Below are 18,437 nucleotides of genomic sequence, written 5' to 3'. Positions count from 1 at the left end.
TCGCTTTCGTCGGGCGTGCGAGTGTCCGGACCATTGTCGGGGTGCGTCGGAAGCGCTGGTGACCGGGGCTGCCCGGGCCGGCCGGGCGCCCGTTCAGGGCCGCGGGTCGGGGACCACTGTGTCCGGCCGGCTGATCTTCACCCGGTCGCCGGGGCGCAGCACACGCGCGAACGCCACCAGTCCGCAGGACAGCAGCGTCACCAGCGCGAACGACACCATCAGGCTGGTCGCCTGCGCGAGCATGCCGATCGCGCTCGGCGCGATCAGGCCCGAGGTGTACGTGATGGTCGCGACGCCCGCGATGGCCAGGCTCGGGTTGGAGCCGCTGCGGCCGGCCGCCGCGAAGCACAGCGGTACGACGACGGCGATGCCCAGCCCCATCAGCGCGAACCCGGCCATCGCCACGGCCGGCTGCTCCGCGACGACGATCAGCAGCCCGCCGAGGACGGCGAGCACACCGCTCGCGCGCACGGTCCGCACGGCGCCGAAGCGGTCCACGATCCGGTCGCCGGCGATCCGGGCGATGGCCATGGTGAGCGTGAAGCCCGTCGTGCACGCCGCCGCGAGACCGGCCGAGGTCTGCAGCTGTTCGCGCAAGTAGACCGCCGACCAGTCCAGGCTCGCGCCCTCGGCGAACACCGCGCAGAACCCGATCGCGCCGATGAGCAGCGCCGACCGGGGCGGCAGCGCGAACCTCGGCGGCGGCTCCTCGTCCTCGGCGGGCTGGAGGTCGAGCACCCACTGGCAGGACAGCACGCCGACGACGGTGAGGACCGCGGCGGCCAGGACGTGGTGCAGCCGGGCGTCCGAGCCGAGGTGTGCGGCGAGCGTGCCGCCCGCCGAGCCGACCAGGGCGCCCGCGCTCCACATGCCGTGCAGTCCGGACATGATCGACCGGTCGAGACGGTTCTCGACCTCGACGCCCAGCGCGTTCATCGCCACGTCCGCCATGCCCGCGGTGGCGCCGTAGGTGAACAGGGCCAGGCAGAGCGTGAGCATGTTCGGCGCGAGGGACGGCAGGACCAGCGAGAGCGTCCACAGGGCGATCAGTCCGCGCAGCGCGTTGCGGGCACCGAAGCGGTGGCTGACGCTGCCGGCGAGCGGCATCGCGACGGACGCGCCGAGCGCGGGGAAGGCGAGCGCGATCCCCAACTGCCCTGCGCTGACGCCGGCGTGGTCCTGGATCCACGGCACACGGGTGGCGAACGAGCCGGTCACGGCGCCGTGCACGGCGAAGACGGCGGCCACGGCGTACCGCGACCGCTTCACCTCACGCTGTTCGTAGACCACGTTGCTCATTCTCCGGCCCCGTCCTCTCCTGGTCTGTCCCGCTCGCGTCGCGTCTCCATGTCAGTGGCGCGTCGGCGCGCGTCGGCGCGCGTAAACTATCAGGAACCCTGCCTGATAGATAAGGGGATGACCGGCTGACCGGAGCACACGGCCGTGGCGCCCCGCACATCTGGAAGGATCCCGGCATGCCCGCATCCCCGAGCACCGCCCGGGCCATCAACGACCGGCTCGCCCTGCGTCTGCTCCAGCAGGAGGGCCCGCTGACGGCAGGGCAGTTGAAGCAGCTGACCGGTCTGTCCCGGCCGACCGTCGCCGACCTCGTCGAACGCCTCACGGCCGCCGGGCTGATCGCGGTGGTCGGCGAGGCGGGGGAGCAGCGGCGCGGCCCCAACGCCAAGGTGTACGGCATCGTCGCCGACCGGGCGCACCTCGCCGCGCTGGACGTACGCACCGAGGGTGTCGCCGTGGCCGTCGCGGACCTGGTCGGGCAGGTGCTGGCCGAGGCGTCCGTGCCGATCGGCGGTGACATGGGGACCGGCCCCGCCGTGGAGCAGGCGGTCACGCTGGTCGAGCGCGTGGTGAAGGAGGCCGGCGCCGACCGGCTGCACACCGTCGGGATCGGCGCGCCCGGCCTGATCGACCCGGCCAGCGGCGAACTCCGCGACTCGTCCGGGCTGCCGGAGTGGCACCGCCGGCTCGTCGCCGCCCTCCAGGAGCGGCTGCCCGAGGCCCGGGTCAGCGTGGAGAACGAGACCAACCTCGCGGCGCTGGCCGAGCAGCGTGACGGGGCGGCCCGGGACCGTGACACCTTCGTCCTGCTGTGGCTGGGCCACGGAACGGGCGCGGCGGTGGTCCTCGACGGCGCACTGCGGCGCGGTGCCTCCGGCGGCACCGGCGAGATCGGCTTCCTTCCAATCCCGGGCGCGACCGCGCTGCCGTCCTCGACGGACTGCGAGGGCGGCTTCCATTCCCTGGCCGCGGCGGGCGCGATCGTGGACCTCGCGGCGCGGTGCGGGGTTCCGGCGGAGCCGTGGCAGGAGCCGTCGGCGGTGGGAGTCGTACGGGCGGCGGCCGGTGTGGTGCGGTCGGCGGTGCGCCACGTGCGGGGGAGGGAGGCGGAGGCTGGTGCTCCGCCCCGGACCGCGAGTGGGGTCGAAGCGTCTCAGTCCGCGAGCGGGGGCGGGGAGTCCCGGTCCGCGAGCGGTGCCGAGCAGTCCCGCTCCGCGAGCGGGGGCGGGGAGTCCGCGTCCCCGAGAGCCGTCCCCGCCGCCCGTTTCCTCGACGCCCTCGCCGACCGTATCGCCGTCGGCGTCGCCGCGGTCGTCGCGATCCTGGACCCCGGCTGCGTGGTGCTCGGGGGCGAGGTCGGCCGAGCGGGCGGCGACGAACTCGCCGCCCGCGTGCAGGACCGCATCGCCCGGATGACCCCCCTGCCCACGGAGGTACGGACGACCACACTCGGCGGCGGCGCGGTCCTGCGCGGCGCCCTCCTCACGGCCCGCGACCGCGCACAGGAGGAACTCTTCACCCCCGGGGAGCGGCTGGTTGAGGGGTGGTAGCCGTCCCGGGGCCTCACGCCCTGGACCGCCCGCTTCCCGCCCGCGCCTGCTCGCTCCCGTAGCGCCGAGCCAGGTACTCCTCGAACGTGCCCGTGCCGGTCGCCCGCTGCGGCGTCAGATGACCACCGTTGCGGAAGCCCCGGTACGCCGCGCCCCACAGCGGCATGTTCACGACCGCCCGGTGCCGGCCGGTCGCCTTCAGATACGCCCGGGCGAGGGGCTCGAGCGTCCGCACCTCCGGCCCGCCCATGTCCTCGACCCGCCCCTCCGGTGCCCCCGCCGCCAGCCCGGCCAGCTCGCGAACTCGTCGGCGAGCGTGGCGGCCATACGCCTCCCCCTGCCAGAACGCCGTCCGTACGGCGTGGGAAGGCCCGGCGGCGGGCAAGGGCCGTCGTCACCGCCGCCGGGCCGGTCTGCGCAGATGAGCATGACCCTAGAAAGGACTAGACCACAGCGTCAATAGGTGTGTACCAATCCGAAGTCCGTCAAGAGTGGACGCTCGCATGGGAGTTGGATCGCCCCGTCGCGCTCGGGAAGGGCGGAGGCACGTTCTGTGAGGCACCCCACACCGTTCGCCCGTCTGGACGTCGATCAGGCGTGGCACACTAGCCCTGTATCAGTAGCAGCGCACTCCGGGGTCGGTGAAAGTCCGAACCGGCGGTTACAGTCCGCGACCCGGTCGCCTCCAGCGGCCGGTTGACCAGGTGAAATTCCTGGACCGACGGTTAAAGTCCGGATGGGAGGCAGTGCGCGGCGAGCGGGCATACGTGCGCGCCGCCGAAGAAGTCCGTCCTCCGGGCGGACTCCGTCCGGCGTCGTTCCCGGTGTCCCCGCTCGTATCTTCTGTCGTCATCGACAGCCCCGGAGTCCGTGCCCGAAGAGGCAGGAGGACCCGGGAAGTGTTCACCGGAATCGTCGAAGAGCTGGGCGAGGTCACCGCCGTCGAGACCCTCGACGACGCCTGTCGCTTCCGCTTGCGAGGCCCCGTCGTCACCCAGGGCGCGAAACACGGCGATTCCATCGCCGTCAACGGCGTCTGCCTCACGGTCGTCGACCACGAGGGTGACGAGTTCACCGCCGACGTGATGGCCGAGACCCTCGACCGCTCCAGCCTCGGTGCGCTCAAGGCCGGCTCCCGCGTCAATCTCGAACGCCCCATGGCCGTCGGCGAACGCCTCGGCGGGCACATCGTGCAGGGCCATGTGGACGGCACCGGCGAGATCCTGGAACGCAAGCCGTCCGACCACTGGGAGATCGTGAAGATCTCCCTCCCCGCGGACCTCACCCGGTACGTCGTCGAGAAGGGCTCCATCACCGTCGACGGCATCAGCCTCACCGTCGTCGACGCCGGCCCCGACTACTTCACCGTGAGCCTCATCCCCACCACCCTCGACCTGACCACGCTCGGCCGGAAGCAGCCCGGCGACCCGGTCAACCTCGAGGTGGACGTCATCGCCAAGTACGTCGAGCGGATGCTGGGCGACCGTGTGCAGGGGGCGGCCCGGTGAACTGGCTCAACTCCGAGGCGTTCACGCTCTTCGGCCAGCACATCAAGTGGTCGGACATGATCGGCAACGTGATCGGTCTGATCGGCCTGGCCTTCGGTTGGCGCCGCTCCATATGGACCTGGCCCGCCCAGTTCGTCTCCGGCCTGATCCTCTTCGCGGCCTTCGCCACGGCCCACCTCGCCGGCAGCGCAGGCAAGCAGATCGTCGTGATGCTCGTCGCCATGTACGGCTTCTGGCAGTGGAACCGCGGCCGGCAGCAGGCCCAGGACGGCTCCATCGCCGTACGCTTCGCAACCTGGCGCGAGCGCGGGGTGCTGGCCGGTGCCGCCGCCCTCGGCACCCTCGCGGTCGGCGGCCTGTTCACGGCCTTCCCGACCCTGTCCTGGGACCCCTGGCCGGACGCCTACATCTTCGTCGGCACGATCGTCGCCATGTACGCCCAGGCCCGCGGCATGGTCGAGTTCTGGTTCGCCTGGCTGCTCGTCGACCTCGTCGGCGTGCCCCTCAACTTCGCCAACGGCTTCGCCTTCTCCGGCTTCGTCTACATCATCTACGGCGCGCTCGTCCTGTGGGGCCTGCGCGACTGGTGGCTGCGCTCCCGCGCGGCAGGGCAGCCCGTCCTGGAAGGAGCGCCGGCATGAGCACGGCACCGATCCTGTACGGCACGGACGGTCTCGAGGACTTCGCGCTCGACCCGGTCGAGCAGGCCATCGCCGACATCGCGGCCGGCCGCCCGGTCGTGGTCGTCGACGACGAGGACCGGGAGAACGAGGGCGACCTCGTCATCGCCGCCGAGAAGGCGACCCCCGAGATCGTCGCCTTCATGATGAGCGAGTGCCGCGGCCTGATCTGCGCCCCCATGGAGGGCGACGAACTCGACCGGCTGCGGCTGCCGCAGATGGTCGAGGACAACACCGAGTCGATGAAGACCGCGTTCACGGTCTCCGTCGACGCCTCCGCCGCGCACGGCGTGGGCACCGGCATCTCGGCCTCCGACCGCGCCACCACCCTCCGGCTGCTCGCCGACGGCACCGCCCGGCCCGACGACTTCGTCCGCCCCGGCCACATCTTCCCGCTGCGCGCCCGGCCCGGCGGGGTTCTGACCCGCGACGGCCACACCGAGGCCGCCGTCGACCTCGCCCGCCTCGCGGGCCTGCGCCCGGCCGGCGCGATCGTCGAGATCGCCGGTGAGGACGGCACCATGCTGCGCCTGCCCGAGCTGATCCCCTTCGCCCGCAAGCACGGCCTGACGATCATTTCCATCGAGGACCTGATCGCCTACCGCCGCAGCAGCGAGCCCACCGTCCGCCGCGAGGCCAGGACCCAACTGCCCACCGCCCACGGCACCTTCACCGCCTACGGCTACCGCTCCACCGTCGACGGCGTCGAGCACGTCGCCCTCGTGCACGGCGACATCGGCGACGGCGACGACGTCCTGGTCCGCGTCCACTCCGAATGCCTCACCGGCGACGTCTTCGGCTCCGCCCGCTGCGACTGCGGCCCCCAGCTCGACGCCTCCCTGGCCCGCATCCAGGCCGAGGGCAGGGGAGTGGTGGTCTACCTGCGCGGACACGAGGGCCGCGGCATCGGCCTGCTGTCCAAGCTGCGGGCCTACGAACTCCAGGAGCAGGGCCACGACACCCTCGACGCCAACCTCGAACTCGGCCTGCCCGCCGACGCTCGCGACTACGGCGCCGGAGCGCAGATCCTCGCCGACCTCGGCGTGCGCGGCGTCCGCCTGCTGACCAACAACCCCGACAAGACCGACGCGCTCGTCCGCCACGGCATCGCGGTGAAGGCGCGTGTGCCGATGCCCGTGAGCGCCGGCGAGCACAACCTCCGCTACCTGCGCACCAAGCGGGACCGGATGGGCCACGACCTGCCCTGGCTGGACACGACCACCGTGCCGGCCTGCGGCAACCAGTAAGACAGCACAGCGAGAAAAGGCTCTGAGGAGAGACGTGAGCGGCAAGGGTGCACCGGAGCTGTCCGTACGCAATGTGGGTGACCTCAGGGTCGCCGTCATCGCGGCACAGTGGCACGAAAAGGTGATGGACGGTCTGGTCGACGGCGCCCTGCGCGCCCTGCACGACCTCGGCATCGACGAGCCGACCCTCCTCAGGGTCCCGGGCAGCTGGGAGCTCCCCGTGGTCGCCAAGGTCCTCGCGGGCCGAGGCTACGACGCGATCGTCGCCCTCGGCGTCGTCATTCGCGGCGGGACCCCCCACTTCGACTACGTGTGCCAGGGCGTGACCCAGGGCCTCACCCAGGTCTCCGTCGACACCGGCGTCCCCGTCGGCTTCGGCGTGCTGACCTGCGACACGGAGGAGCAGGCCCTGGACCGTGCAGGCCTGGAGGGCTCGAACGAGGACAAGGGGCACGAGGCGGTGACGGCGGCGGTGGCGACCGCGGCCACGCTCCGCTCAGTATCCGAACCCTGGCGCTGACGAAAGCCACATGTGGCATAGGCTGAGCGTCACCATGTCCAAGAAGACGTTCGAGGAGCTCTTCACCGAGCTCCAGCACAAGGCCGCCCAGGGCGACCCCGCCACTTCCCGCACCGCAGAACTGGTCGAGAAGGGCGTCCACGCCATCGGCAAGAAGGTCGTCGAAGAGGCCGCCGAGGTATGGATGGCCGCCGAGTACGAGGGCAAGGAGGCGGCCGCCGAGGAGATCTCGCAGCTGCTGTACCACATCCAGGTGATGATGGTCGCCCGCGGCATCTCCCTCGACGACGTCTACGCCCACCTGTAAACCTGAGCTCCGCACAGACCCCCTTCACGCAAAGGAAGCCGACCTCATGCTGCGCATCGCCGTCCCCAACAAGGGTTCCCTGTCAGGCCCTGCGGCGGAGATGCTGCATGAGGCCGGCTGACCAGCAGCGACGGGAGTCCAAGGAACTGCGGATCGTCGACCCGGAGAACGAGGTCGAGTTCTTCTACCTCCGCCCCCGCGACATCGCCATCTACGTCGCCTCCGGCCAGCTGGACATCGGCCTCACCGGCCGGGACCTGCTGATCGACTCCGGCGCCGAAGCCGAGGAGATCCTCGCCCTCGGCTTCGCCCGCTCCACGTTCCGCTACGCCTGCAAGCCCGGCACCATCAGCGGTGTGGCCGACCTCGCGGGCAAGACCGTCGCCACCTCCTACGAGGGCATCGTCGCGGCGCACCTCGCCGACCACGGCATCGACGCCTCCGTCGTCCACCTCGACGGCGCCGTCGAGACGGCCATCCAGCTCGGCGTCGCCCAGGTCATCGCGGACGTCGTCGAGACCGGCACCTCGCTGCGCAACGCGGGCCTGGAGGTCGTCGGCGAGCCGATCATGAAGTCCGAGGCCGTCGTGATCCGCCGCACCGGCACGGACGGAGACGACCCCAAGGTGCAGCAGTTCCTGCGCCGCCTCCAGGGCGTCCTGGTCGCCCGGACGTACGTGATGATGGACTACGACTGCCGCGTCGAGCAGCTGGAGAAGGCCGTCGCCCTCACGCCAGGGCTGGAGTCGCCGACCGTGTCCCCGCTGCACAACGAGGGCTGGGTCGCCGTCCGCGCGATGGTCCCGGCCAAGGAGGCGCAGCGGATCATGGACGACCTCTACGACATCGGCGCCCGGGCCATCCTGACCACGGCCATCCACGCCTGCCGTCTGTGAGGGGCGCGCACATGTCCGATCTGCCCACCCTGCCCGTCACGTTCAGGCCGGGCAGCACCCGCGCGGTGCTGCTCACAGCCGCCGTCGCGATCCTCGGGGTGATCACGGCCGTCGCGATGCTGCTGAAGCAGCTCAGCCCCGCCGAGCGCCTCAGCTTCATCGTCACGGCGCTCCTGCTGGACGCGGTACTGCTCCTGCTGGCGCGGCCCAAGATCGTCGCCGACGAGGACGGCGTCACCGTGGTCAATCTCACCAACAAGCGACGGCTGGAATGGGCCGAAATCCTTCAGGTGACCCTCCGGCCCGGCGACCCCTGGGTGTTCCTCAACCTCAGCGACGGCACCAGCCTGCCCGCGCTCGGCATCCAGCCGGGCATCAACCGACAGCGCGCGATCACTGACGCCCGGGCCCTGCGGGCGCTCGCGGAGGCGCGCTCCGCCGCGCACCCCGAGCGGCCTCGGGGCTGACTCGGCGGATCCACAGGGCGGTCGCCACTGCCGCACCGGGCCGTGACTTGATTAATCTGTTGGAGGAGGCGCGACGGATGCGCCTCCGCCTCTGTTGCCCCGCCCGGTGCCCAGAGGCTCCTGCTATCCGAGGAGTGACCCCCTCCGGCGATGGACGGATCGTCCTGTAGTACCTGCGCCGCCCCCTGCCGACATAGCGCGGACCGTGTCCGCGACCGTGCGGAGGCGGCGGCATCATGACCATCCCCCTGCTGCTTCTGGCAGCCGCGTTCCTGCTGATTCTCGCCAACGGATTCTTCGTTGCGGCCGAGTTCGGACTCGTGACGGTCGAGCGGCCGGAGGCCGAGAAGGCCGCCGCCGAGGGCGACCGGCGCGCCCTCCGCGTCGTCGAGTCGCTCAAGGAACTGTCCTTCCAGCTCTCCGGCACCCAGCTGGGCATCACCATCACCTCCCTCGTCGTCGGCATGCTCGCCGAACCGGCGCTGGCCGAACTGCTGCACGGCCCGTTCACCTCGATCGGCGTCCCCGAGGGGGCCGTCTCCGGTGTCACGGTCGTCGTCGGCATGCTGCTGGCCTCCGCCGTGCAGATGGTGATCGGCGAGCTCCTGCCCAAGAACTGGGCGGTGTCCAGGCCGCTCCAGGTCGCGCGCTTCGTCGCGGGCCCGCAGCACGTCTTCGCACGCCTGTTCCGGCCGGTCATCGCCGGCCTCAACGCCGTCGCGAACCGGCTCGTGCGCGCCCTGGGCTTCGAGCCCGCCGAGGAACTGGCCTCGGCCCGGACCCCCGGCGAACTCGTTTCCCTCGCCCGCCACTCGGCCCGGGCCGGTGCCCTGGAACAGGACACGGCCGACCTCTTCGTGAGGACCCTGTCGCTGGGCGAGCTGACCGCGCAGCACGTGATGACGCCGCGCGTGAAGGTCAGCGCCCTCCAGGCCTCGGCCACCGCCGAGGACGTGGTCAACCTGACCCGCGCCACCGGCCTGTCCCGCTTCCCCGTCTACCGGGAGAGGATCGACGAGGTCGTCGGCATGGTCCACCTCAAGGACGCCCTGGCCGTGCCCGTGCAGGACCGGCTGCGCACCCCCGTGGGCCGCATCGCCCGCCCGGCGCTGCTCGTCCCCGAGACCCTGCCCGTACGGCCGCTGCTCGCCCGCCTGCGCAGCGAGCAGCCGATCGCCGTCGTCGTCGACGAGTACGGCGGCACGGCCGGTGTCGTCACGCTGGAGGACATCGTCGAGGAGATCGTCGGCGAGGTCCGCGACGAGCACGACGGACACGACCTGCCCGAGCTGGCCTCCGCCCCGCCGGAGGAAGGCAGGCCCGCCTGGGACGTCGACGGCAGCTGCCGGGTCGACATCCTCCAGCGCATAGGCCTCGACGTGCCCGAAGGCCCGTACGAGACCGTCGCGGGTCTGATCGCCGACCTGCTGGGCCGTATCCCGGCCGTCGGCGACAAGGCGGAACTGCCCGGCTGGCGGCTGTCCGTACGGCAGGTCGGCCACTACCGGGCCGAGCGGGTCCGGCTGGTCAGGACGGCCCCCGTCGCCGTGGTGGAGGCCGCCCGATGAGTGTGCTCCAACTGACCTTCGCCGCACTCCTGGTGCTCGCCAACGGCTTCTTCGTCGGCGCCGAGTTCGCGCTCGTCTCCGTACGCCGCAGCCAGATCGAACCCCTCGGCACGGCCCGCGCCCGGCAGGTCCTCTACGGTCTCGAGCGGCTGCCGCAGATGATGGCGGCGGCCCAGTTCGGCATCACCATCTGCTCCCTCACCCTCGGGGCGGTCGCCGAACCGACCGTCGCGCACCTCCTGGAGCCGGTCTTCGAGTGGGTCCACCTGCCGCACGGCATGATTCACCCGCTCACCTACGTCATCGCCCTCGCCGCCGTGGTCTTCTTCCACCTCGTCATCGGCGAGATGGTCCCGAAGAACCTGGCGATGGCGGCCCCCGAGAAGGCCGCGCTGTGGCTCAGCCCCGGCCTGGTCTGGTTCGCCCGCTTCTGCAAGCCGATCACCGCTGCCCTCGGGGCCTGCTCCCAGGGCATCCTGCGGCTCTTCCACGTCGAGCCCAAGGACGAGGTCGAGGCCGTCTTCACCAGTGAGCAGCTCAACCGGCTGGTGGAGGACGCCGGCCAGGCGGGCCTGCTCGACCCCGAGGAGGCCGAAAGCCTGGAGGACGCCCTGGAGCTGGGCTCCCGCCCGGTGACGGACGTCCTCCTGAAACGCGAGTCACTGGTGACGGTCAGCCCGTCGGTCACCCCCGGCCGCATCGTCGAGCTCACCGCCCGCACCGGGTACTCCCGGTTCCCGGTCGCCGCGGAGAACGGTGCGTTCATGGGCTATCTGCACGTCAAGGACGTCCTGGACCTGGAGCACTCGGACCGGGCCGTGCCCCAGCAGCTGTGGCGGCCCATGACGACCCTGCGGTCCGAGCTGCCGTTGGACGACGCGTTGACGGTGATGCGCCGGGCGGCGACGCACCTGGCCCAGGTGGCCGACGGATCCGGGAAGGTGCTCGGGCTGGTCGCGCTGGAGGATGTGCTGGAGCTGTTGGTGGGGGAGGTGCGGGATCCTGCGCATCGGGAGGTGCGGGAGGTGAGGCTGACGGAGCCCAGGTCCGGCGAGGAAGTGCTGGCGACGTAGTTGCGGTCGGGTGGGTACGCAGCCCGGCGCCGCGGGGTGCCGCCGTCTGTGGGACGGGTGCCGCCCCGAGCGGCACGACTGCCCGCAGGCTCAACGGGGGTTTACAGTCCGGGCGGATCCTGCGGCCCCCGCCCGGACAGCACCTCTCCATACGCCTGCATCAGATCGGGCAACCGCAACGTCGCCAGGTCCTCCCTCCCCAGCACCCCGGGATAAACGGACAACCGCAGATCCCGATACGCACAGCTCTTCTCGTACAGCGTCCGCAGGAACCGCCCGTTGCCCAGCTCGTCGATCCACCCCTGCTCCACCACATGCCCGGCGATGGACCGCAGCTCGTCGAGGGCCTCCTCGTCCCACAGGTCCCCGTTCTCCGCCGCGAGCACCTTTCCGATCTCGGTGAGTTCGAGGGGCCGGTAGGAGGGAAAGTCGACGCGGGTGGTGAAGCGGGAGGACAGCCCGGGGTTGGCGGCGAGCAGGCGGTCCATGCCCTCCGGGTAGCCGGCCAGGATCACCACGAGATGGTCGCGGTTGTCCTCCGCCCGCTTCAGCAGCACCTGGAGCGCCTCGTCGCCGTACGCGTCCCCCTTGCCGTAGCCCGAGTTGGACAGCGAGTACGCCTCGTCTACGAAGAGCACGCCCCCGAGCGCCGAGTCGATCAGTTCGTTCGCCTTCACGGCCGTCTGCCCGAGGTACTCGCCGACCAGGTCGGCCCGCTGCGCCTCCACGAGATGGTCGCCGCCGAGCAGGCCGAGGGCGTAGAAGACGCGGCCGAGGATGCGGGCGACGGTGGTCTTGCCGGTGCCGGAGGGGCCGGAAAAGACGAAGTGGCGTTTCGGCGGCTGGACCGGCAGGCCCTGCCCGGCCCGCAGCCGGGCCATGTTGAGCTGTGCCGACAGCGCCTTGACCTGGCGTTTCACCGGCTCCAGACCCACCATGCGCTCAAGCTCGGCGAGTGTCTCCTCGAGCAACGCCGGGTCCGTGGGCCCGGAGGGCAGCGACGGCGCCGGGCCGGTCCGCGAACGCACCGAGGGATCGGTCACCGGAGGCAGGGGAGCGGAGGCCGGCGGTTCGGAATCCGGCAGTCTCAGGTCGCGGCCCTCGGTGCCGAAGAGCGGGTCGAATCCGTCGGGGCCGTCCACGGCGTCCTGGCCGGCGCCGGTGAGCGTGATCGCCGCGAGGTCCGTGGCCTCGTCGTACCCGTCGCCCTCGGCGATCGCGGCGAGCCGGGCGGCGGTGTCCATGAAGGCGGGGTCGACGCGGTGCACGGCCCGGTACAGGGGTAGCGCGGCGGCGCTGCGGCCGGTGCCCTCGTGCGCCCGGGCCAGCCAGTAGCGCAACTCCTTGCGCTGGGGCTGCTCACTGCGGCAGCGCATCAGCGCGGCGGACAGCAGTGGTTCGGCCTGCCCGTACATCTCCAGGCGGACCCGAGCCATGCCGCCGAACAGGCCCGCCTCGATGCCGAGCATCGGGTCGTCGAGCAGCGGGTCGGTGTGGCGGACCAGCTGCTCCCAGTCCTTGACCAGATAGGCGCGGCAGGCGTGCAGGAAGCGGACCTGGGCGTCGGTGTCCACCGGCGGCAGCCCGGCGAGGGCCCGGTCCAGCTCGGGGACGTGACGGCCGTCCAGCCAGTGGGAGGCGTGCGCGAGCAGCAGATCGCGGGGGCTCTCCAGCACGGGCTGCACCCACCAGCCCAGCCAGTACCAGGAGTTGAGGGTGCGGCGGTAGCGGGAGCGCTGCTCCCCGAAGCGGTCCCGGTGCCGGAACATCCTGAGCAGCGCGGTCGTCGTGTCGACGCGCAGCGCGTGCAGCCCGAGCCAGCCGTCGGCCATCCCGGAGTCCATCCGCACGGCGGCCCGGAACTCCTCTTCCGCCTGCGGATAGGCGCCCATGGTGTAGGCGTCCACGCCTCGCAGCCAGGCGAGGTCGGCCGGGGCCTGCGGGCCCTGCGTGCCGAAGTCCATCACGTCCCCCACGAACCGTGCCCCCGTCGGTATGCCAACGAGCCGCCCCCAGCCGGCTGTCCTGCTCGAACCGCTGTGCCACGGACCGGAGTTGCAAGGTGCGCGAAGCAACCGTCCGCAGATCGCAACGAGGGCATCGTACCTGCGGGGGCGGCGCCCCCGTAGGGTGCCGCACGGGGCATTCGGCGAGGTGGGAGCGGACGCGGCACACTCCCGCACGGTGACCGAGGGTGAGCACTCGGCGCCGCGCGGCGCCCGGAAAAACGGAAGAAGACAGAACGAAGCCCCCGATCACGGGGGAACAACCGGGGGCTTCGTGTCTGTGGGCGGCTCCGAATGGCCGCACATTGAGAACGTAAGACCTGTACGGGCCCCCGGTCAAGCCGAGTTGAAGCACTCCGGCAAGTTGTCCCGCAAGGCCCTTCACAAGTTCAGCACCCTGCGGGCGGTCCGTCACCGTGTGTGAGGGACTGGTCCGGTCAAACAGCCCCAGCAGGTCCCGGAATCACCTCATACCCCTTCTCTCGCTGATGTACCAGGAGATCGGCGAACGGCCGCGAGGGATCGTCGGTGAAATGCCGGCGTTCCGCCGTGACCCATCCGTTCCAGAACTCGTGCTGTTCCTCCCCGTCCCGCGACCGTCCCCGCGCCCACGCCTCCTCACAAGGCAGCTCCATCCACAGCAGCAGGGCCAGGTGGGGCCGCAGCGCCCGGCGTCCCGCGCCGACGCCCTCCACGAGGACCACCGGAGCGGGTGGGAGAGGGCGCGGCGCACCGAAGCGGCGGGCGCGCCAGTCGTAGGGGGCGTAGTGCGCGGTCCGGCCGTGGGCCAGCGGCTCGATCACCTGGTCCAGCAGGCGCCGGGTCCAGTCGAACAGTTCGTCGTGGGTGGCGATGTCGTCGAGGCGTAGCACCGGCGCGTCGCCCAGTGCTGCGGCCAACTGCTCGGCGAACGTGGTCTTTCCGGAGCCGGCGTGCCCGTCGACGCCGACGAGACGGACCGGCCCGCAGGAAGGGGACAGGCGGCGGATCCGGGAGGACAGGTCGCGGACGGCTGGTCCCGGTGCGGGGCTGAAGGGGGGATTCATCTCGCGCAGCACTCTAACGACGGGGTCCTCGGCGCGTGCCAGTGGTCGACGCCAATATTGATGGCGTGGCGCGGGCCGAAGTGCTGGCGGGACCCGGCGGGCTGTGCTCATATGTGGCGCACACACGCGTGTGACCGACCGTGTCACGGACTCGCCCCGCCCCTGCCCGACTCCGACTTCCGGGGGTCCCCGCCATGCGCAGAGCCGAACAGCCGTCCCGCAGAACCGTCCTGGCCGCCGCGGTCGCCGCCGCCGTCACGGCAGGCGCGGGCCCGGCGGCCGCCGACACCGAGGAGCCCATGACGACCGGCACCGCAGACCCCGCCCGCGCGGTCCCGGCCCGCACCGTGGACAACCGGGCCTGGACCTCGTACGGCGACTGGTGCGGCGGCACCGCCGAGGGCACCCGTGCCGTCGCGGGAGCCCGCCCGGGCGTGGTGATCGCGAAGCCCGCCGGAACCACCGACTACACGGACCCGCACACCGGCACCACCGCCCGCTGGGAGTACGGCACCTGGACGTCCCCGGCTCACCGGCTCTCCGTCCCCGCGACGGAGGCGATCGTCTCCTGGAACGCGCACACCCCGGCCGGCACCTGGCTCCAGGCGGAGATCGAGGCCACCTACACCGACGGCACCAGCGGCCCCTGGTACGTGATGGGCCGCTGGGCGGCCGGCGACCAGGACATCCGGCGCACCTCGGTCGACGGCCAGAGCGACGGCAAGAGCACCGTCTGGACCGACACCCTGGCGCTCGACGACCCGTCGACGGGGCTGCGCGTCGCCTCGTACCGGCTGCGCCTGACCCTCTACCGCAAGCCCGGCACCAAGGCCACGCCCACCGTGTGGCGGCTCGGCGCGATGGGCTCCGACGTACCCGACCGGTTCACCGTCCCGGCGTCCGTGCCCGGCCTGGCCAAGGAACTGGTCGTCCCGCGGTACTCGCAGGAGATCCACAAGGGCCAGTACCCCGAGTACGACAACGGCGGCGAGGCCTGGTGCAGCCCGACGTCCTCCCAGATGATCATCGAGTACTGGGGCGGCCGGCTCACCCCGGAGCAACTGGCCTGGGTGGATCCGTCGTACGCCGATCCCCAGGTGTGCCACGCGGCCCGCTTCACCTATGACTACCAGTACGCCGGCTGCGGCAACTGGCCGTTCAACGCCGCCTACGCGGCCACGTTCGAGGACCTCCAGGCAGTGGTCACCCGGCTCGGCTCGCTCACCGATCTGGAGACGCTGATCGCGGCGGGCATCCCGGCCATCACCTCCCAGTCCTTCCTGAAGGAGGAGCTGACCGGCGCCGGGTACGGAACCGCCGGGCACCTGATGACCGTGATCGGCTTCACCGCCGACGGCGACGTGATCGCCAACGATCCCTTCTCGGCGAGCAACGAGTCCGTGCGGCGCGTCTACCGGCGGCGGGAGTGGGAGAACATCTGGCTGCGGACCAAGCGGTACAACGCCTCCGGCAAGGTCGTCTCCGGCACGGGCGGCGTCTGCTACCTGTACTTCCCGGCCCGCCCGACCGCGGCCCAGCGCAGGGCGCTGGCAGCCGTGGGCGTACGCGTGTGACCAAGCTCTCGGCCGCGAATGCCGCTGCCGGTGGCAAGGTGGACAGAACTTCGGGGGAAGTCCGTCCGCACTACGGAACCAGCGAGAAGTCATGACCGTGCACTCAGCCACCGCAGTTCGCGTCCGCACCGGCGGCCCTCAGGACGACGGCCCGAAGATCGTCGAGCATGTCGCGGGCTGGACCCTCGTCGTGGTCCTCGCGATGTTCGTGACCCAGCTGGGGCTGCTCTGACCGGACGCGGCGTGCTGTGGCCTGACCCGCGACCCGGCCCTCCGGCCTGCCATACTGCGGATGTCCCGCCTCGCAGCCCCTTGGAACCAGGGTCGGAATTGAAGATCAGTCAACAGCCTGCCGCGCGTCCCAGAGCCCGCGGCACCGAGCGCTCGCTGGCGCGCCGTGCCGAACTCATCGCAATCGGTCGGAGGTTGTTCGCCGACACGTCCTACGACGCCCTGTCGATGGACGACATCGCCCGGCAGGCGCACGTCGCCAAGGGGCTGATCTACTACTACTTCCAGTCCAAGCGCGGCTACTACCTGGCCATCATCCAGGACTCGGTCACCGACCTGGTCACCCTGGCGGCGAGCGGACACGAACTGCCCCCGGTCGACCGCGTCCAGCGCACCATCGACAGCTATCTGCGCTACGCCGAGTACAACCAGGCCGCGTACCGCACCATCGTCAGCGGCGGCGTCGGCTTCGACACCGAGGTGCACGCCATCCGTGACGGCGTGCGCGAGGCCATCGTCGCCACCATCGCCGAGGGGGCCTACGGCCGCGCCGAGATCACCCCGCTGGCGCGCATGGGCCTGCTCGCCTGGGTGTGCGGCGTCGAGGGTGCCACCCTCGAATGGATCGACCGCCCCGAACTGCCCCGCGAGACCATGTGCGAGCTGCTGGTGAAGGGCCTCGGCGGCGCCCTGCGCGCAATCGAGGACCTCGACCCCGCCTGCCCGGCTCCGGAGGCCGCCCGCCAGGGCGCATGAGCCGGGGGCGGAGGGATCCGTCACGGCCTTCCCGTCCCGGCCGCCCAGGCGTACTTGTCGGGGCTCCCAGGCTGATTACGCCAGCCCGGCAGAGGTGAGGGCGTTCCGGGCGATTTTCCACCGAATGGTCGGGCCTCCGAGCGGGCCGGTAACATCTTGAAGTAAGCGGTCGTTAACTGGTGACGGGATGCCTCCGATCGGGCATACTCACAGCGCAGAGCCGCTGGTCAGCAGCTTCCGAGACCCGGGACTGCAAGCATCGGCCAGGCACCAGAACGACCCGGCGGCGCCGCCCCCACCCACGGGCCCGTCCGCCAGTGCCCGACAGGGAGGAGAGCGTCGCCATGCCCGACCGCGCCCCGCAGCCGGTGGACCGGCAACTGCCCACGGAGGAGGCCCGGGATCTGATCTCGCTCGTCCGCGACATCGCGCAGCAGGAGATCGTCCCGAAGGCGGCCGAAGAGGAGGACGCCGGCCGCTTCCCGCGCGAGCTGTTCACGCTCCTCTCACGCTCCGGCCTGCTCGGCCTGCCGTACGACTCCGAGTACGGCGGCGGCGACCAGCCCTACGAGGTGTACCTCCAGGTCCTCGAAGAGCTCGCCGCGGCCCGACTCACCGTCGGCCTCGGCGTCAGCGTGCACTCCCTGGCCTCCTACGCGCTCGCCACCTACGGCACCAAGGAGCAGCAGGTCGAGCACTTGCCCGCGATGCTCGGCGGCGGCATGCTCGGCGCCTACTGCCTCTCCGAGCCGCACTCCGGCTCGGACGCGGCCGCCCTGCGTACCAAGGCGGTGCATGACGGCGACGCCTGGGTGATCACCGGCACCAAGGCCTGGATCACGCATGGCGGGATCGCCGACTTCTACACGGTCATGGCGCGCACCGGCGAGGAGGGGCCGCGCGGGATCACCGCGTTCCTGGTCGCCGGCGACGCGCCGGGGCTGAGCGCCGCGGCGCCCGAGAAGAAGATGGGCATGAAGGGGTCGCCCACCGCCCAGGTCCATTTCGACGGCGTACGCGTCTCCGACGACCGGCGTATCGGCGAGGAGGGCCAGGGCCTCGCGATCGCCCTGTCCGCGCTCGACTCGGGGCGGCTCGGTATCGCGGCCTGCGCGATCGGCGTGGCGCAGGCGGCGCTCGACGAGGCGCTGGCGTACGCGACCGAGAGGCGCCAGTTCGGCAAGCCGATCGCCGACTTCCAGGGGCTGCGGTTCATGCTCGCCGACATGGCGACGCAGATCGAGGCGGGCCGGGCGCTCTACCTGGCTGCGGCGCGACTGCGGGACGCGGGGCGGCCGTTCGCCATGCAGGCGGCCATGGCCAAGCTGCACTGCACCGACACGGCGATGCGGGTCACCACCGACGCCGTGCAGATCCTCGGCGGCTACGGCTACACCGCCGACTTCCCGGCCGAGCGCTACATGCGCGAGGCCAAGGTGCTCCAGATCGTCGAGGGCACCAACCAGATCCAGCGGATGGTCATCGCCCGCCATCTCGTGGGTCCAGGGGGACGCTGAACTGGTCGAGGCCCCGCCAGGGTGCCGCGAGTCGCATCCACTCCGGGTCGTGCAGGCCCGGAAGGGTGCGGCCGCGCTCTGCCCAGGCCCGCATCAGGTCGTGGTAGATCGGCGGGTCCTGGTAGCGCGGCGCGGTCGGCCGAACCGATTCTGCGGGCGGCGGGACGAACAGGAGGCGTAACGCCCGGTCGC

At 71.6% G+C, this 18,437-nt stretch carries 16 protein-coding genes, 2 pseudogenes and 1 riboswitch; of the genes and pseudogenes, 14 read left to right on the top strand and 4 right to left on the bottom strand.

The genetic code is table 11. From position 1 onward, the window contains the following. Positions 1-93: 93 nt before the first annotated feature. Entirely contained in the window at positions 94-1,299 is a 1,206-nt protein-coding gene (locus V8690_RS06630; RefSeq protein WP_338776403.1) for an MFS transporter, read from the bottom strand. A gap of 176 nt (positions 1,300-1,475) precedes the next feature. Here V8690_RS06630 and V8690_RS06625 point away from each other — a divergent pair, with 176 nt between their 5' ends. After that, positions 1,476-2,849, top strand: coding sequence for an ROK family transcriptional regulator (locus tag V8690_RS06625; protein WP_338776401.1), 1,374 nt, complete (start codon positions 1,476-1,478; stop codon positions 2,847-2,849). Positions 2,850-2,862: 13 nt separating this feature from the next. Here V8690_RS06625 and V8690_RS06620 read toward each other — a convergent pair. Beyond that, positions 2,863-3,144 (bottom strand): annotated as a pseudogene (locus tag V8690_RS06620) (nucleoside-diphosphate sugar epimerase); the annotation flags it as partial. 328 nt (positions 3,145-3,472) lie between these two features. Then, positions 3,473-3,603: riboswitch (FMN riboswitch) on the top strand. Positions 3,604-3,748: 145 nt separating this feature from the next. Between V8690_RS06620 and V8690_RS06615 the strand changes: the two are divergent. From V8690_RS06615 to V8690_RS06575, 9 genes and pseudogenes are all read left to right on the top strand, one after another. Beyond that, the gene (locus tag V8690_RS06615) at positions 3,749-4,357 is read left to right on the top strand and encodes a riboflavin synthase (protein ID WP_338776399.1); all 609 of its coding nucleotides are present in this window, start codon (positions 3,749-3,751) and stop codon (positions 4,355-4,357) included. Continuing rightward, positions 4,354-4,998 (top strand): nicotinamide mononucleotide transporter family protein, encoded by a 645-nt coding sequence (locus V8690_RS06610; RefSeq protein ID WP_338776398.1) that lies wholly within the window; start codon positions 4,354-4,356, stop codon positions 4,996-4,998. Before V8690_RS06615 ends, V8690_RS06610 begins: the two co-directional genes overlap by 4 nt. Further along, positions 4,995-6,284, top strand: a complete 1,290-nt coding sequence (locus V8690_RS06605) for a bifunctional 3,4-dihydroxy-2-butanone-4-phosphate synthase/GTP cyclohydrolase II (protein WP_338776396.1) — start codon at positions 4,995-4,997, stop codon at positions 6,282-6,284. The genes V8690_RS06610 and V8690_RS06605 overlap by 4 nt, the downstream gene beginning before the upstream one ends. A gap of 34 nt (positions 6,285-6,318) precedes the next feature. Further along, entirely contained in the window at positions 6,319-6,804 is a 486-nt protein-coding gene (ribH, locus tag V8690_RS06600) for a 6,7-dimethyl-8-ribityllumazine synthase (RefSeq protein ID WP_030247057.1), read from the top strand. 34 nt (positions 6,805-6,838) lie between these two features. Beyond that, positions 6,839-7,111, top strand: coding sequence for a phosphoribosyl-ATP diphosphatase (locus V8690_RS06595; protein WP_338776390.1), 273 nt, complete (start codon positions 6,839-6,841; stop codon positions 7,109-7,111). A gap of 46 nt (positions 7,112-7,157) precedes the next feature. Further along, positions 7,158-8,007: pseudogene (gene hisG, locus V8690_RS06590) on the top strand (ATP phosphoribosyltransferase). Between the two features lie 11 nt (positions 8,008-8,018). Next, positions 8,019-8,474 carry a PH domain-containing protein gene (locus V8690_RS06585; protein WP_338776389.1) on the top strand — a complete coding sequence of 152 codons (456 nt, stop codon included), beginning with the start codon at positions 8,019-8,021 and terminating at the stop codon, positions 8,472-8,474. Between the two features lie 236 nt (positions 8,475-8,710). Continuing rightward, the gene (locus V8690_RS06580; protein ID WP_338776388.1) at positions 8,711-10,042 is read left to right on the top strand and encodes a hemolysin family protein; all 1,332 of its coding nucleotides are present in this window, start codon (positions 8,711-8,713) and stop codon (positions 10,040-10,042) included. Continuing rightward, on the top strand, positions 10,039-11,115 hold the full coding sequence (locus tag V8690_RS06575) for a hemolysin family protein (protein WP_338776386.1): 1,077 nt from the start codon (positions 10,039-10,041) through the stop codon (positions 11,113-11,115). Before V8690_RS06580 ends, V8690_RS06575 begins: the two co-directional genes overlap by 4 nt. A 101-nt stretch (positions 11,116-11,216) precedes the next feature. On the opposite strand, the gene V8690_RS06570 is transcribed toward V8690_RS06575, so the two are convergent. Further along, a complete protein-coding gene (locus V8690_RS06570) occupies positions 11,217-13,079 on the bottom strand; it encodes an AAA family ATPase (protein WP_338785269.1) in 1,863 nt (620 codons plus the stop codon). Positions 13,080-13,558: 479 nt separating this feature from the next. Next, on the bottom strand, positions 13,559-14,167 hold the full coding sequence (locus tag V8690_RS06565; RefSeq protein WP_338776385.1) for a hypothetical protein: 609 nt from the start codon (positions 14,165-14,167) through the stop codon (positions 13,559-13,561). A 194-nt stretch (positions 14,168-14,361) separates the two neighbouring features. On the opposite strand from V8690_RS06565, the gene V8690_RS06560 reads away from it, so the two are divergent. From V8690_RS06560 to V8690_RS06545, 4 genes are all read left to right on the top strand, one after another. Beyond that, entirely contained in the window at positions 14,362-15,741 is a 1,380-nt protein-coding gene (locus V8690_RS06560) for a peptidase C39 family protein (RefSeq protein WP_338776383.1), read from the top strand. A 91-nt stretch (positions 15,742-15,832) separates the two neighbouring features. Continuing rightward, positions 15,833-15,973 carry an SCO1431 family membrane protein gene (locus V8690_RS06555; protein ID WP_338776381.1) on the top strand — a complete coding sequence of 47 codons (141 nt, stop codon included), beginning with the start codon at positions 15,833-15,835 and terminating at the stop codon, positions 15,971-15,973. Between the two features lie 98 nt (positions 15,974-16,071). Then, the gene (locus tag V8690_RS06550) at positions 16,072-16,728 is read left to right on the top strand and encodes a TetR/AcrR family transcriptional regulator (RefSeq protein ID WP_338776380.1); all 657 of its coding nucleotides are present in this window, start codon (positions 16,072-16,074) and stop codon (positions 16,726-16,728) included. 344 nt (positions 16,729-17,072) lie between these two features. Further along, the gene (locus V8690_RS06545; protein ID WP_338776379.1) at positions 17,073-18,245 is read left to right on the top strand and encodes an acyl-CoA dehydrogenase family protein; all 1,173 of its coding nucleotides are present in this window, start codon (positions 17,073-17,075) and stop codon (positions 18,243-18,245) included. Positions 18,246-18,437: the final 192 nt, after the last annotated feature.

It is taken from the genome of Streptomyces sp. DG1A-41 (assembly GCF_037055355.1).
Classification (GTDB): Bacteria; Actinomycetota; Actinomycetes; order Streptomycetales; family Streptomycetaceae; genus Streptomyces.
The sequence above is the reverse complement of the archived record's forward strand: the minus strand, read 5'-3'. Positions and strand labels throughout refer to the sequence as shown.

What these genes read in the sequence shown, in the direction of transcription:
- V8690_RS06630 (WP_338776403.1), bottom strand. Translation starts at nt 1,299, where the DNA reads ATGAGCAACGTGGTCTACGAACAGCGTGAGGTGAAGCGGTCGCGGTAC.
- V8690_RS06585 (WP_338776389.1), top strand. Translation starts at nt 8,019, where the DNA reads ATGTCCGATCTGCCCACCCTGCCCGTCACGTTCAGGCCGGGCAGCACC.
- V8690_RS06570 (WP_338785269.1), bottom strand. Translation starts at nt 13,079, where the DNA reads ATGGACTTCGGCACGCAGGGCCCGCAGGCCCCGGCCGACCTCGCCTGG.
- V8690_RS06625 (WP_338776401.1), top strand. Translation starts at nt 1,476, where the DNA reads ATGCCCGCATCCCCGAGCACCGCCCGGGCCATCAACGACCGGCTCGCC.
- V8690_RS06565 (WP_338776385.1), bottom strand. Translation starts at nt 14,167, where the DNA reads ATGAATCCCCCCTTCAGCCCCGCACCGGGACCAGCCGTCCGCGACCTG.
- V8690_RS06575 (WP_338776386.1), top strand. Translation starts at nt 10,039, where the DNA reads ATGAGTGTGCTCCAACTGACCTTCGCCGCACTCCTGGTGCTCGCCAAC.
- V8690_RS06560 (WP_338776383.1), top strand. Translation starts at nt 14,362, where the DNA reads ATGCGCAGAGCCGAACAGCCGTCCCGCAGAACCGTCCTGGCCGCCGCG.
- V8690_RS06595 (WP_338776390.1), top strand. Translation starts at nt 6,839, where the DNA reads ATGTCCAAGAAGACGTTCGAGGAGCTCTTCACCGAGCTCCAGCACAAG.
- V8690_RS06545 (WP_338776379.1), top strand. Translation starts at nt 17,073, where the DNA reads ATGCCCGACCGCGCCCCGCAGCCGGTGGACCGGCAACTGCCCACGGAG.
- V8690_RS06605 (WP_338776396.1), top strand. Translation starts at nt 4,995, where the DNA reads ATGAGCACGGCACCGATCCTGTACGGCACGGACGGTCTCGAGGACTTC.
- V8690_RS06580 (WP_338776388.1), top strand. Translation starts at nt 8,711, where the DNA reads ATGACCATCCCCCTGCTGCTTCTGGCAGCCGCGTTCCTGCTGATTCTC.
- V8690_RS06555 (WP_338776381.1), top strand. Translation starts at nt 15,833, where the DNA reads ATGACCGTGCACTCAGCCACCGCAGTTCGCGTCCGCACCGGCGGCCCT.